The organism is Curvibacter sp. T50 (assembly GCF_057219955.1).
Map to the genome: position 1 here is coordinate 239,040 of NZ_JBXVVU010000001.1, position 12,566 is coordinate 251,605.

Genomic DNA, 12,566 nt, shown 5'->3' on the forward strand with positions numbered 1-12,566 from the left:
CTCAGGCGCTGCGGCGGCGTGCCAGTGGCGGGTTGCGGGCGAAGTAGGCCAGGATGCCCCGGTGCAGGGCGTCTGCCATCTGTTCCTGGAAGGCTTCGCTGCGCAAGCGCTCTTCTTCGTCGGGGTTGCTGATGAAGGCGGTCTCCACCAGAACGCTGGGGATGTCCGGCGCACGCAATACCGCGAATCCGGCCTGTTCGACCTGGGGCTTGTGCAGTTTGCCGACACTGCCCATCGCCTGCAGCAGTTTGGAGCCGAGCTGCAGACTGTCATTGATCTGGGCGGTGGTGCTCATGTCCAGCAGGGCGCGGCGCAACTGCGCGTCGGCGGCAGGCGGGTTGATTCCGCCGATGGCGTCGGCGGCGTTCTCCTTGTTGGCCAGCCAGCGAGCGGCGCTGCTCGACGCGGCGCCCTGGCTCAGCACGAACACACTGGCGCCTTGGGGGCGGGGGGTGAAGAAAGCGTCCGCATGGATGCTGACGAACAGGTCAGCGTCGACGCGACGGGCTTTCTGGACGCGCACATGCAGCGGCACAAAAAAGTCGGCATCGCGGGTCAGAAAGGCGCGCAGGGGACTGCCCCGCACGGAAGAACGGTTGATGCGTCCCTGCAAACGGCGCGCGATCTGCAACACGACATCCTTCTCGCGGGTGCCGCCCGGTCCGATGGCGCCAGGGTCTTCGCCGCCATGCCCGGGATCGAGCGCGACAACAATCAGGCGGTCCACGGTCCCTTCGAGTACCGATTTCTGGCCTTTTTGGCCCATACCCAGCGAATTTTGGTCGCTTTTAGCTATGCTTTCTATAGTCTCCGGAAGCGGCTTGGCGGCCTCCGGACGGCGGGCGGTGATCGGTGGGGGCGCGGGTGGCGGGGCAACGGACGCAGGGGGTGGCTCGATGCGGCCGGGTGGCGCCATGGCGCTGTGCCGCGCCACCCACTCGCCCAGCGGATCGGTGGCCGGCTCCGGCGTGGCAGGGGAGTCCGGCACGGGGCGGACGCCGCCGGGGCCGGCGTCGCGCAGCCGCTCTGCGATCAGCTGGGCCAGCGGGTCGGGCGGCGACACGGGGTACAGGTCAAACACCAACCGGTGCTGGTACGCGGCAATCGGCGGCAGGCTGAACACCTGGGGCCGGATGTCCTGCTTCAGGTCGATCACCAGACGCACCACGCCGGGCGTGTTCTGGCCGACGCGGATGCCCGCAATGTTGGGGTCGTCCGGCCGAACCTGCGCGACCAGTTCGCGCAGCGGCGGATTCAGTTCGATGCCTTCAATGTCCACTGCCAGGCGGGGCGGTGTCGTGACCGGAAAGACCCGTGCGGTCAGGGCGGTGTCGGACTCCAGGGTGACGCGGGTGTAGTCAGGCGCCGGCCAGACCCGCACGGCAACAATGCTGGCGCCCCACGCCAGTTCGATACGGCCCAGAACCAGCACCACGGCGCCCGCCTGCAGCCAGTCGCGCCGCTGGATCATGCGGCCTCCAGCAGCGCAGTTCCGGCGGGGCTGTGGGCGGTCAGCGTCACCTGCCGGGAATCGTCCGGGTCTGCGTCCAGGGCAATGGTGAGGTCAGCCCGGGGCAAGACCCCGGCGGCTTTGTCCGGCCATTCGGCCAGCTTCAGCCCGGGGCTGGCAAACAGGTCGCGAAAGCCGGCGTCTTCCCATTCGCGCGGATCGTCGAAACGGTAGAAGTCGAAGTGCCAGATCGACAGCGGCCCCTGGGGTCCGTTCACTTCATGGGGTTCGACCACGGCGTAGGTTGGACTCTTGATGCGGCCGCTCACGCCCAGCGCACGCAGCAGATGCCTGACCAGGGTGGTTTTTCCCGCACCCAGGTCGCCCTGCAGGGCGATGAAGGCATTGCGCACGGCGGGACAGGCCGCCAGACGGGCCGCACTGGTGGCCGTGGCCGCTTCATCTGGCCAGACCAGGTGGCGGCGCAGCGCCGCGGCACCGGGGCCTGAGCCGGTTTCTACAATCGGTGAATGGCGGCGATCGGTGGTCAGAGCAGCAGTCCTGTAGCGGTGTCCAGTATCCGGGCCTGGGCACGGGAGCTGGGATTTTCCCAAATCGGCGTTACCGGTGTGGACCTGAGGTCTGCCGAGCCCGGATTGCTCGCGTGGTTGGCAGCCGGGTTTCACGGCAGCATGGACTATATGGCCGCACATGGCCTGCGGCGCGCCCGCCCCGCCGAACTGGTGCCCGGCACGGTCAGTGTGATCACTGCGCGCATGGACTATCTGCCCCGCGAGGCACCGGCGGACTGGCTCCAAGGCGAATGGCAGCGCCTGGCGGCGCCGCACGAGGCGGTGGTTTCGGTCTACGCCCGCGGCCGGGACTATCACAAGGTGCTGCGCGCGCGGCTGCAGCAGCTGGCGGACCGGATCGCCGATCAGGTGGGGCCGTTCGGTCACCGGGTGTTCACCGATTCGGCGCCCATGCTGGAAGTCGAGCTGGCGAGCCGCAGCGGCATTGGCTGGCGCGGCAAACACACACTGGCGCTCAGCCGCGACGGTGGGTCCGTGTTTTTCCTGGGCGAAATCTGTGTCGATCTGGCGTTGCCGCCGACACCGGCCACGACCGCGCACTGTGGATCCTGTCAGGCCTGCATCGACGTGTGCCCGACACAGGCCATCGTGGCGCCGTACCGCCTGGACGCGCGCCGCTGCATTTCTTATCTGACGATAGAGCACCCCGGCCCGATCCCGGTCGAGCTGCGGCCACGGCTGGGCAACCGCATCTACGGCTGCGATGACTGCCAGCTGGCCTGTCCTTGGAACAAGTTTGCCGGCCGCAGCCCCTTGCCCGACTTTGATCCCCGTCCCGGTCTGGGCGATGCGGCGCTGGTTGCGCTGCTGGGCTGGTCCGAAGCCGAATTCCTGCGCCGGACCGAGGGCAACCCGATACGGCGTATCGGCCATGTGCGCTGGCTGCGCAATCTGGCGGTGGCGGCAGGCAATGCGCTGGCTGCCTCTTGCGACGGTACGGGCCGGGCGGCGCGGTCATCGGACTTGTTTCGGGCGCTGGCTGGATGGCGCGATCATCCGCAGGCTCTGGTGCGCGAGCATGTCCTGTGGGCGCTCGGGCAGGGCGGCGGTCGGCCCCCGCCGGCAGACACGGCTGCGGGCGCTACGATCGCGACATGAGCGGAATCGACAATTTCCGGGGTGGCTGGGCGGCGACCTGGACGCGCTGGGCGGGTTTGGGCGGCGAAATGCGGCGGGGAGGACGCGATGCCGCGTCGTTGTTGCTCCTGGCCATTTCGCCCTCCAGCTATCGGTCTCCCTATCGCAGCGAAATGGCGCGCCAGATCTACCTGGGCACGGCGCCCGTGTTGCTGTGGTTCACCTTGCTGGTGTCGCTGCTCAGTCTCGTGCTGATTCGCATTGTGGTCGTGACGGCGGCCAGCTACGGGCTTTCGCAATATGCGCTCGAAATGGTGGTGCGGGTGCTGGTGCTGGAACTGATACCGCTGTCGGCGGCACTGTTTGTGGCAGTGCGGTTGAGTCTGCCGGGGTTTTCCGGGGTTGCGTCCTTGCATGCCAGGGGGGAATTCGAGCGTCTGCGGCAGCGCGGGCTGGATCCGTTGCGGATGCTGGTGGTGCCCCGGGTGGTGGGCTGCCTTTTCGCAGTGCCGGCGCTGGCTGTGGTCAGTGGCGTGACGGCACTGGTGCTGGCCTATCTGGTGGTGCACGGGCCGACGCCATGGGCTTTCGACTCCTACACCCGGCGCGTCGGCCATGTCTTCAGTCCGGTGGTGTCGGTGGTGTTTGCCCTGAAAACCGTCGGGCTGAGCCTGGTCGTGGCCCTGGTGCCGTTTGTATCGGCGTTGCGCCCGCGGGACGCGGGCCCGCGCAGGCCCCGCGCGGCACTGAATCCGCAACTGCGCAATCTGGTCCTGATGTTTGTGCTCATCCTGCTGGTCGAACTGCTCTCGCTGGTGGGCAATTACTATTGAGTCCATGAGCAGCCCCGTTCCTGAAACCCCTGGCGATCCGCCCGCTGGCCTGGAGTGGCGCGCCATGGTCCTCGTGGCGTTCATGGCCGTGCTGGCGACCGCTTCGGTGGCCTACCTGCTGTATGCGCGGGGCTTCTTCGAGCCGACCCAGAAGCTGGTGCTGATTGCCGATGATTCCGAGGGCATCACCGTGGGTATGGACGTCACGTTCTCCGGATTTCCGATCGGCCGGGTCAATCGCATCGAACTGGGCGCGGACGGCAATGTCCGCATTCGGGTCGAAGTGCCCAAGAAAGATGCCCGGTGGCTGCGCACCAGCAGCGTATTCACGGTGGAACGGGGCATGGTCGGCGGCACCAAACTGCGGGCATTCACCGGTCTGCTCGACGATCCGCCCTTACCGGACGGGGCCGAGCGTCGCGTGTTGCGTGGCGACGCCATGGCCGAGTTGCCCACGCTGGTGAGTGCCATCAAGGATTTGCTGGCCAATCTGCAGGCCATGACCTCGGCCGATTCGGCCATCAACGCCAGCCTGGCCAATGTCCAGGCGGTGACCGAGAAGATGCGCGGACCCCGCGGAGCCCTGGGCGCGGTGTTCGGCAATGAGGCCGACGCCCGCAAGGTGGTGCTGCTCCTTGAACGGACCAACGCGCTGCTGGCGCGGGTCGATGGCCTGGCCCTGAAGGCAGACAGTCTGGTCGGAAAAGCCGAGCGGCAGGTGTTCGGCGACCAGGGGCTGGTCACCGAGGCACGTGCCACGGCCGTGCAACTCGGTGGCTTGCTGGGCGAGGCACGCGCCAGCCTGCGGCGCGTGGATGCGCTGCTGGTCGATGCCCAGGCCATCAGCGGCCAGGCCCGCGTAGCCACCGAGGACCTGGGGGCGTTGCGCGCCGAAGTGGACGCCAGCCTGCGCAAGGTCGACCACCTGGTCAATGAAATCAACCGCAAATGGCCGTTCGCCCGCGACACGGAGATTCGCCTGCCATGATCGGATGCCGCGTTGCCCGAATCTCCGTCCGTCCGGCGGTTTGTATCGCCGTGGCTGCGGTGGTGGCCGGGTGCGCAGGCGGTCCGCCGCCGGCCGCGTGGCAGTTGCAGGCGCAGGGTGCCGGTGAACGCGCCATTGCCGCGGCCTTGCGCGGCGACACCCGCATCGCGGAAGTTGAAGCCGCGCAGCAACGGCAGGCCGTGGCACGCACCGGTCAGCCGGCCTTGCTGGCGCGCGTGGCTTTGCAGCATTGTGCGGTGCGTCGCGCCAGCCTCGACTGGGCACCGTGTGAACGCTTCGACGCCTTGCGGGAAGATGCCGGACCGGCCGAGCGCGCCTACGCCAGTTACCTGAGCGGGCGGGTGGATGCCGGTCAGATTCCCTTGCTGCCGGCCTGGCACCGCCCGGCGGCGCAGCGTCTGCTGGATTCGCGGCCGGTGGCACCGGCCGATATTGCGTTGCTGACGGCCATCGACGACCCGCTGGCCCGCCTGGTGGCCGCCGCTGTCTGGTTTCACGCCGGGCAGGGGCATCCGCAGGTTCTGGCGCTGGCCACCGAGACGGCCTCGGCCCAGGGTTGGAGCCGGCCGCTGCTGGCCTGGCTGGAGGTTCAGGCCCGCGTCGCCGATCAGGCAGGTGATGCCTTGTCGGCACAGGCGCTGCGCCGTCGCATGGCGCTGGTATCGGGGACCCGCTGACCGGAGCCCCGCACAGTGGACAGGGTCCGCTGCGGTTTCTCAGCGCCCGGGTGATAGCCCGTGAACGCCACGACTTCAGTGGCGGTGCAGTACACCTAGCGCCAAGGGCAGACTGGCCAGCGCCAGCAGCGTCGACAGTGTCACCAGCGCCGCGACGTACGCGCCGTTGTAGCCCATGCGGGCAGCGAGCACATAGCAACTGGACGCGGTTGGCATTGCCGAAAAAGCCAGCAGCACGGCGGTTTCCGTCGGCGACAGCCCGAACAGCCGGGCCAGCGCCCAGGCAGCCAGCGGCATCAGGGCGTGTTTTATCGCCAGAACCGACACCCCCAGTACCTTGCCCTTGGCCAGCGTGCCCAGTTGCATGCCGGCGCCGGCCGCCATCAGCCCCAGGGCCAGCGAGGCGGAACCGATGCGGGTCACCGTGGGTTCGGCCCACTCCGGCAGGCGAAAGCCCGCAAGATTGGCCGCCAGACCGGATGCCGTGGCCAGAATCAAGGGGTTGCGCACCATTTCGCGGCCGAAATGGGTGCCGGAATGCCGCGCCATGGGCCAGACCGCGCCCATGTTGAACAGGGGCACACAACAGCCGATCAATACCGCGATCAGCAGCAGCCCCTGCGCGCCGGCAATTCGCTCCGCGAGTGCCAGCGTAATGAAGGAGTTGAAACGAAACGCAATCTGGGCGCTGGCGGCATGGTCACGCCGGTCGATATGCCGGCCCAGCAGCGGCAGGTGGGGCAGGCTGTAGGCCAGCGCGATTGCCAGCACCCCGAGCGTGACCCCGGCGCCGATGAGGCCCGAAGCGGCCTTCAGGTCCAGCGGACTCTTGACGATCGAATGGAAAAGCAGCACCGGAAAAAGAAAAAAATACACCAGGCTCTCGACCTGTTGCCAGACCGTACGGTTCAGCGCCGTGTAGCGGCAGACCAGATAGCCGCACAGGATGAGGGAGAAGTCGGGGATCAGCAGTTGGGCGTAGTTCACCCCGCCGAGAATAGCGGCTGTTGACGCGGCTTGCGCGGGTTTGCCCTTATGGGTTAGCCACAATGGGTGCGCAGGCACCAAGCCGCTACGATGCCCCCGTTTCCTTCAACTCAGGAGTTTTTTCCGATGAAACGTCGTCAATGGATGGTTCTGGCCGCCTCGGTCGCGGCGGTGGGGTCTGCGTTTGCCCAGGCATATCCCAACAAACCGGTGCGTCTGCAGGTGCCGTTTGCCCCTGGTGGTACGACCGACATCATCGCGCGGGTCATTGCCGAGCCCCTCGGCAAGGCCCTGGGCCAGAACGTGATCGTTGAGAACAAGGCCGGCGGCGGCGGTGTGGTCGGTGCGACGGAAACCGTGCGGGCGGCTCCCGACGGTTACAACCTGGGCATGGCCACAGTGTCAACGACCGCGGCCAATCCGGCAATCAACGCCAAGATTCCGTACAACCCGCTGACCGATTTCACGCCCATCATCAATATCGCGGCCACCCCCAATGTGATTGCCGTTCACCCGAGCTTCCCGGCCAAGGACTACAAGGGTTTTCTGGCGGAGATCAAGAAGAATCCGGGCAAGTATTCCTATTCTTCTTCGGGCACCGGCGGCATCGGCCACCTGCAGACCGAGCTGTTCAAGAGCCTCACCGGAACCTTCATCACCCACATTCCCTACCGTGGCGCCGGTCCGGCGCTCAACGATACGGTGGCTGGCCAGGTTCCGATCATTTTCGACAATCTGCCGTCGGCCCTGCCGCACATTCGCGCCGGCAAGCTCGTGCCCATCGTTGTCGCTGCACCGCAGCAGCTGGCGCAGTTGCCGGGCATACCCACCTTCAAGGATGTCGGTCTGGAGCCTGTGAACCGCATGGCCTACTATGGCATTCTGGGGCCCAAGGGTTTGCCGAAAGAGGTAATTGACAAGGTCAGCGCCGGAACCCGCAAGGCCCTGGAGGACCCCGCGGTACGCAAACGGATCGAGGATACCGGTTCGCTCATCATTGCCAACACCCCCGAGCAGTTTGCGGCTCAGATCAAGGCGGAGTTCGAGGTCTACAAGAAGGTGGTGGACCAGCAGAAACTCAAGCTGGACTGATCGCGCCGGGTACCGGTGCCTGCGGCTGAAGGCCGTGGAACCCGCCGGCCGCCGCAGGCCCCGGCGGTTTTTTTGCCGGCATGAATACACTGCCACATGCCTGATACCCATGTTGCCGCGATCGACCGGTTCATTGACGCCCTGTGGCTCGAAGATGGCCTGTCGCCGCGCACCCTGGAAGCCTACCGGCGCGACCTTACGCTGTATGCCCAGTGGCTGCAAACGCACCGCCGGGCTGCGCTGGACGCCACGACGGAGGCGGATCTGCACGCCTATTTCGCAGCGCGCCATGCGCAAACCCGTGCCACGTCGGCCAACCGCCGGCTGACGGTTTTCAAACGCTACTTTCGTTGGGCCCTGCGCGAGTCGCTGATTGCGGCCGACCCGACCTTGCGACTGCTGACCGCACGCCAGCCGTTGCGGGTGCCCAAGGTGCTGAGCGAGGCGCAGGTCGATAGCCTGCTGTCGGCGCCCGATGTCGGCACCTCGCTGGGCCTGCGCGACCGCGCCATGCTGGAGTTGATGTATGCCAGCGGGTTGCGCGTGTCCGAACTGGTGGGGTTGCGTACGTTCCAGGTCGGCCTGGCCGAAGGGGTGGTGCGCGTGACCGGCAAGGGGGGCAAGGAGCGGCTGGTGCCGTTCGGTGAAGTGGCCCATGACTGGCTTCATCGTTACCTGGCCCAGTCGCGCCCGGTCTTGCTGGGGGCGCGCCAGTCCGAATCGCTGTTCGTCACCACCAGTGGCCCGAAACCCGGGTCCGGCATGACCCGGATCATGTTCTGGCAGATCGTGCGCCGTTACGCGGCTCAGGCGGGTATCACGGCACCCTTGTCGCCGCACACCTTGCGCCATGCCTTCGCGACCCACCTGCTCAACCATGGCGCCGACCTGCGCGCGGTGCAGATGCTGCTGGGTCACGCCGACATCTCGACCACCACGATCTACACCCATGTGGCCCGGGAGCGCCTCAAAGCCCTGCACGCGCAGCACCATCCGCGCGGCTGACCGGCGCGCCTCCAGCCCGTTGCCGTGCCAACGCGGTTCGTTCGCCCTTACGCTCCGAGCAAGAGTTCCAGCTCGACCGGCGTAAACCCGGCAGCCTGGCGCGCCGGGGTGTTGAACGGCGGCCGCAGTCGGGGCGCGCGGTAGTCGCGGGCCAGCGTGGCATAGTGGGTGAGCGGGTCCAGGTTCTGGCGGTCACACAACCAGCGGTACCAGTGGTTGCCGATCGCGACATGGCCAATTTCGTCGCGCAGGATGATGTCCAGCAAGGCGTGGGCCTGCAACGCATCCGGGGCGCGGCAGCGTCCGTCGCGGCCGGGTTCGGCGGCTTTGCGCAGACGTGCCTGGATCAGGGGTGTGGCATCCAGGCCGCGCGCTTCCAGCGTGCGCGGCACCAGCGCCATGCGGGCAACGATGTCGTGGCGGGTTTTCTCGGCCATTTCCCACAGGCCGTCATGGGCCTCGAAGTCGCCATACCGAAAGCCCAGTCCCTGAAGGTGCTCGTGCAGGATGCGAAAGTGGTACGCCTCCTCGGCGGCGACGCGGGACCAGTCGTGGTAGTAGGCCGGCGGCATGTCGCCAAAGCGCCATACGGCGTCCAGCGCGAGATTGATGGCGTTGAACTCGATATGGCAGATGGCGTGAATGAGTGCGGCGCGACCCTCGCGGGTATGGGGCGAACGCAAGGGCACACGCGCCGGCTCAACCAGGCGGGGCAGCACCGGCCGCCCGGGCACGCCGGCGGGTTCCTTCAGGGGGCCGGGCGCTATTGGCAGGATAGCAAACTCCGACCCGATTGCGCTGGCCAGGGCCAGTTTCTCTTCGGGGTCGGGATTTCGGAGGGCGTCCAGCGCCCGCGATCGGAGCTCCATCCCTACAATTGTAAGTTTTGCATCCGGTGACAAGGGGATTCCTGATGGCGGTGTACGAGTTGGACGGCGTGGCGCCGCAGATTGATGAGACGGCCTGGGTGGCCGACAGTGCGCAGGTGATCGGCCGCGTGCAATTGGGCGCGCAGGCCAGTGTCTGGTTCGGCACGGTGGTGCGCGGCGATACGGAGTCGATTTCCATCGGCACCGGAAGCAACATTCAGGATGCCTGTGTACTGCATGCGGACGTAGGCAAACCCCTGGTGGTGGGCGCCGACGTGACGGTGGGGCACCAGGTGATGCTGCACGGTTGCACTATCGGGGACGAATCGCTGATCGGTATCGGGGCGGTGGTACTCAATGGCGCGAAAATCGGGCGCAATTGCCTCGTCGGCGCCGGCTCCCTGGTCACTGAAGGCAAGGAGTTCCCTGACGGATCGATGATCATGGGCACGCCGGCCAAAGTGGTTCGCCCTCTTACGCCCGAGCAGATCGAAGGCCTGCGCTGGAGCGCCCGCCATTACCGCGAGAACGCCAGCCGTTTTCACACCGGTTTGCGCCGGATCGACTGAAGGCGGGTACGGTGTCTGAATTGCACAAATTTCTGTTCGAAGGCCTGCCGGTGCGCGGCATGCTTGTCCGTCTGACGGACAGCTGGCAGGAGATACTGCGTCGCCGCGCGGGCAACCCGGGCCTGGGTACCTATCCGCCGCCGGTACGGGACTTGCTGGGTGAAATGGCTGCAGCCGCGGTGCTGATGCAGGGCAATATCAAGTTCAATGGCGCACTGGTGCTGCAGGTATTCGGCGACGGGCCGGTGAAGGTGGCGGTGGCCGAGGTGCAAAGCAGCCTGGGTCTGCGCGCGACCGCGTCGCTGCAAGGAGTCGTGGCGCCCGACGCCACACTCAGCCAGATGCTCAACCGCCACGGCACGGGACGTTGCGCGATCACCCTCGACCCGCAGGACCGCTTGCCCGGACAGCAGCCGTACCAGGGTGTGGTGCCGCTGCACGGCGACCATGGCGAACCGCTGGAAAGTCTGGCCCAGGTGCTGGAGCACTACATGCTGCAGTCCGAACAGCTGGACACCACACTGGTGCTCGCAGCCGACGCGACGATGGCGGCGGGCTTGCTGATTCAGCGTCTGCCGGTCCACGGCGAGGGCAATCTGGCCGGTTCGGACGCCGCCCGCCAGCACAATGAAGACGCCATCGGCCGCAATGAGGATTACCGACGCATCGCCATTCTGGCCAAGAGCCTGCAGCGCAAGGAACTGCTGACGCTGGATGCAGACACCATCTTGCACCGCTTGTTCTGGGAGGAGCCTGTGCAGCGTTTCGAGCCGCTGGTTGGCGAAGGTGGTCCGTACTTTGCCTGCACCTGCAGTCGTGAACGGGTGGCGCGCATGGTCCAGGGGCTGGGCCGCGACGAAGTCGAGTCGCTGTTGGCCGAGCGCGGACAGATCGAAGTGGGGTGCGACTTCTGTGGCCAGCAGTACCACTTCGATCCGGTCGACGCGGCCCTGCTGTTCCAGGCCCCGGTGACCCCCAATCCGGGTCGCGGGCTCCACTGAGCCGTCTCCGGCGCAGACCGGCGCGGCAGGTCGACGGCGCCCCTGGGCCCCTCGATGGCTGCCTCAATCGCCGTGGGTCAGGGCGCGGAACAGGCGCCGCTCGCAGTCCGGATCGCCGCAGCATTCACACAGCGACTGCCAGGGGCGGCCCGCGGCGGCCGGCGAACGATTTTTTTCCTCGAATTGGTCGATACCCAGCGCAGAAAGGTCACATTTAGCTATAGTAAATATAGCGGAAAGCGCCGCCTCCAGTCGCAGGTTTCCTTCGCCGTAGATTACACGGAACGGCAATCCGGCGTCCGCCAGGAGTGTGCGCAGGCGCTGGTCGACCGGCCCGCGCCATTGCGGGCCGTCGCGTTGCAGGCCATCCGCCACCCATGGCAGGTCCAGCGCGGTGAGCAGTGTCAGGTGATACAGGCCTTGGTGTTGCAAACCGCCAGGGGTCAGGCTGTGGTCGCCGAAATACAGTTCGCTGTAGGCGGCGGTCTGCAAAGGGGTGGTGTCAGCGACCACAACATGACCGGCGGGCGCGGCAAGCACGGCGTTGGCCTGCTCCTGGGCGATCAGTTGCTGCTCGCCGCAGGACGGCGTGCGTCCGTGTCGGTCGCACCAGCGGCGCAAGGCTTCATCCACCAGTGTCAGCGGCTGGCCGAGCCGGCGCAGCGTGCGGGCAATGTCCCCGGCCAGGGTCGTTTTGCCGGTGCTTTCCGCGCCCAGTACGGCGATGCGCAGTCCACCGGGCAGGGGTGGAGCGGGTGCGCAGCTTTCGCTCATGGCACCTTCGGGGCGCGTTCGATCAGCGTCTGCCAGGCACGCCAGCCCACCAGCGACAGGAAGGTGAAAACCAGGTACAGCAGCGCAGTGAGCCAGAGCGCCTTGTAGACGAAAAGGCCCACGCTGGACAGGTTGACGACCACCCAGAAGGGCCAGTTTTCCAGCAATTTACGTCCCAGCAGCACCTGCGCGACGATGCTCAGCGCCGTGGGGAAAGCATCCAGCCAGGGGACATCCGAGTCGGTGAAGTGGTCCAGCAGCAGCCCGATCAACAGCCACAGCACCGCGGCGGACAGCAGGGCGGTCTGGCGACCGGAGGGTGAGAGGTGTCGCACGGTCAGTGCGGCACCGCTTGCGGTCGTGCCGCGCAGCCACTGCCACCAGCCCCAGGCCGCCATGGCGGCGAAAAAGACCTGCAGGCTCGCCTCCCCGTACAGGCGGTAACGGGCAAACAGCAGGCCATACAGCAAAGAACTGATCGCCGCCAGGGGCCAGCCCCAGTGGATGACCCGAATGTTGCAGGCAACCATGCCCAAGGCCAGTGCGAACGCCAGCACCTCCAGCCAGGTGGTCGGTGCGCCCCACAAGCTGAAGGCAGTGGCAAAAAGGGTGTCCGACATCGGGGGGCTC

At 66.8% G+C, this 12,566-nt stretch carries 14 protein-coding genes; 8 read left to right on the top strand and 6 right to left on the bottom strand.

The features are described 5' to 3' along the window. Position 1: 1 nt before the first annotated feature. Positions 2-1,471: an N-acetylmuramoyl-L-alanine amidase gene (locus AC2EBU_RS01110; RefSeq protein ID WP_484608548.1), complete on the bottom strand. Its 1,470-nt coding sequence runs from the start codon at positions 1,469-1,471 to the stop codon at positions 2-4. Further along, entirely contained in the window at positions 1,468-2,001 is a 534-nt protein-coding gene (gene tsaE / locus AC2EBU_RS01115; RefSeq protein ID WP_484610088.1) for a tRNA (adenosine(37)-N6)-threonylcarbamoyltransferase complex ATPase subunit type 1 TsaE, read from the bottom strand. The genes AC2EBU_RS01110 and tsaE overlap by 4 nt, the downstream gene beginning before the upstream one ends. Here tsaE and queG point away from each other — a divergent pair. From queG to AC2EBU_RS01135, 4 genes are read left to right on the top strand one after another with little or no spacing between them, the layout of a single operon-like run. Further along, positions 1,981-3,141, top strand: a complete 1,161-nt coding sequence (gene queG / locus AC2EBU_RS01120; RefSeq protein WP_484608549.1) for a tRNA epoxyqueuosine(34) reductase QueG — start codon at positions 1,981-1,983, stop codon at positions 3,139-3,141. The genes tsaE and queG overlap by 21 nt on opposite strands. After that, positions 3,138-3,953 (top strand): MlaE family ABC transporter permease, encoded by an 816-nt coding sequence (locus AC2EBU_RS01125; protein ID WP_484608550.1) that lies wholly within the window; start codon positions 3,138-3,140, stop codon positions 3,951-3,953. Before queG ends, AC2EBU_RS01125 begins: the two co-directional genes overlap by 4 nt. A gap of 4 nt (positions 3,954-3,957) precedes the next feature. Further along, positions 3,958-4,941 carry an MlaD family protein gene (locus tag AC2EBU_RS01130; protein WP_484608551.1) on the top strand — a complete coding sequence of 328 codons (984 nt, stop codon included), beginning with the start codon at positions 3,958-3,960 and terminating at the stop codon, positions 4,939-4,941. Then, positions 4,938-5,639: a hypothetical protein gene (locus tag AC2EBU_RS01135; RefSeq protein WP_484608552.1), complete on the top strand. Its 702-nt coding sequence runs from the start codon at positions 4,938-4,940 to the stop codon at positions 5,637-5,639. The genes AC2EBU_RS01130 and AC2EBU_RS01135 overlap by 4 nt, the downstream gene beginning before the upstream one ends. A gap of 75 nt (positions 5,640-5,714) precedes the next feature. Here the strand turns inward: AC2EBU_RS01135 and AC2EBU_RS01140 are convergent, their stop codons facing one another. After that, complete coding sequence (locus AC2EBU_RS01140) at positions 5,715-6,626, bottom strand: AEC family transporter (RefSeq protein ID WP_484608553.1); 912 nt, start codon at positions 6,624-6,626, stop codon at positions 5,715-5,717. A gap of 126 nt (positions 6,627-6,752) precedes the next feature. Here AC2EBU_RS01140 and AC2EBU_RS01145 point away from each other — a divergent pair, with 126 nt between their 5' ends. After that, complete coding sequence (locus AC2EBU_RS01145) at positions 6,753-7,718, top strand: tripartite tricarboxylate transporter substrate binding protein BugE (protein WP_484608554.1); 966 nt, start codon at positions 6,753-6,755, stop codon at positions 7,716-7,718. Positions 7,719-7,814: 96 nt separating this feature from the next. Continuing rightward, positions 7,815-8,723, top strand: a complete 909-nt coding sequence (xerD, locus tag AC2EBU_RS01150; protein ID WP_484608555.1) for a site-specific tyrosine recombinase XerD — start codon at positions 7,815-7,817, stop codon at positions 8,721-8,723. A 47-nt stretch (positions 8,724-8,770) separates the two neighbouring features. On the opposite strand, the gene AC2EBU_RS01155 is transcribed toward xerD, so the two are convergent. Further along, the gene (locus AC2EBU_RS01155) at positions 8,771-9,592 is read right to left on the bottom strand and encodes a ferritin-like domain-containing protein (RefSeq protein WP_484608556.1); all 822 of its coding nucleotides are present in this window, start codon (positions 9,590-9,592) and stop codon (positions 8,771-8,773) included. A 44-nt stretch (positions 9,593-9,636) separates the two neighbouring features. Between AC2EBU_RS01155 and AC2EBU_RS01160 the strand changes: the two genes are divergently transcribed. Together AC2EBU_RS01160 and hslO are read left to right on the top strand one after the other, a co-directional pair. Beyond that, the gene (locus tag AC2EBU_RS01160; RefSeq protein ID WP_484610089.1) at positions 9,637-10,161 is read left to right on the top strand and encodes a gamma carbonic anhydrase family protein; all 525 of its coding nucleotides are present in this window, start codon (positions 9,637-9,639) and stop codon (positions 10,159-10,161) included. A gap of 11 nt (positions 10,162-10,172) precedes the next feature. Further along, positions 10,173-11,162 (top strand): Hsp33 family molecular chaperone HslO, encoded by a 990-nt coding sequence (hslO, locus tag AC2EBU_RS01165; RefSeq protein ID WP_484608557.1) that lies wholly within the window; start codon positions 10,173-10,175, stop codon positions 11,160-11,162. A gap of 63 nt (positions 11,163-11,225) precedes the next feature. Here hslO and AC2EBU_RS01170 read toward each other — a convergent pair whose 3' ends face one another. Beyond that, positions 11,226-11,936 (bottom strand): AAA family ATPase, encoded by a 711-nt coding sequence (locus AC2EBU_RS01170; RefSeq protein ID WP_484608558.1) that lies wholly within the window; start codon positions 11,934-11,936, stop codon positions 11,226-11,228. Beyond that, complete coding sequence (gene pnuC, locus AC2EBU_RS01175; RefSeq protein WP_484608559.1) at positions 11,933-12,556, bottom strand: nicotinamide riboside transporter PnuC; 624 nt, start codon at positions 12,554-12,556, stop codon at positions 11,933-11,935. Before pnuC ends, AC2EBU_RS01170 begins: the two co-directional genes overlap by 4 nt. Between the last annotated feature and the right edge of the window lie 10 nt (positions 12,557-12,566).

Excerpts from the sequence above, each read along its gene's own strand:
- AC2EBU_RS01110 (WP_484608548.1), bottom strand. The coding sequence starts at position 1,471 with ATGATCCAGCGGCGCGACTGGCTGCAGGCGGGCGCCGTGGTGCTGGTT.
- queG (WP_484608549.1), top strand. The coding sequence starts at position 1,981 with ATGGCGGCGATCGGTGGTCAGAGCAGCAGTCCTGTAGCGGTGTCCAGT.
- AC2EBU_RS01125 (WP_484608550.1), top strand. The coding sequence starts at position 3,138 with ATGAGCGGAATCGACAATTTCCGGGGTGGCTGGGCGGCGACCTGGACG.
- AC2EBU_RS01130 (WP_484608551.1), top strand. The coding sequence starts at position 3,958 with ATGAGCAGCCCCGTTCCTGAAACCCCTGGCGATCCGCCCGCTGGCCTG.
- AC2EBU_RS01135 (WP_484608552.1), top strand. The coding sequence starts at position 4,938 with ATGATCGGATGCCGCGTTGCCCGAATCTCCGTCCGTCCGGCGGTTTGT.
- AC2EBU_RS01145 (WP_484608554.1), top strand. The coding sequence starts at position 6,753 with ATGAAACGTCGTCAATGGATGGTTCTGGCCGCCTCGGTCGCGGCGGTG.
- xerD (WP_484608555.1), top strand. The coding sequence starts at position 7,815 with ATGCCTGATACCCATGTTGCCGCGATCGACCGGTTCATTGACGCCCTG.
- AC2EBU_RS01155 (WP_484608556.1), bottom strand. The coding sequence starts at position 9,592 with ATGGAGCTCCGATCGCGGGCGCTGGACGCCCTCCGAAATCCCGACCCC.
- AC2EBU_RS01160 (WP_484610089.1), top strand. The coding sequence starts at position 9,637 with ATGGCGGTGTACGAGTTGGACGGCGTGGCGCCGCAGATTGATGAGACG.
- AC2EBU_RS01170 (WP_484608558.1), bottom strand. The coding sequence starts at position 11,936 with ATGAGCGAAAGCTGCGCACCCGCTCCACCCCTGCCCGGTGGACTGCGC.
- pnuC (WP_484608559.1), bottom strand. The coding sequence starts at position 12,556 with ATGTCGGACACCCTTTTTGCCACTGCCTTCAGCTTGTGGGGCGCACCG.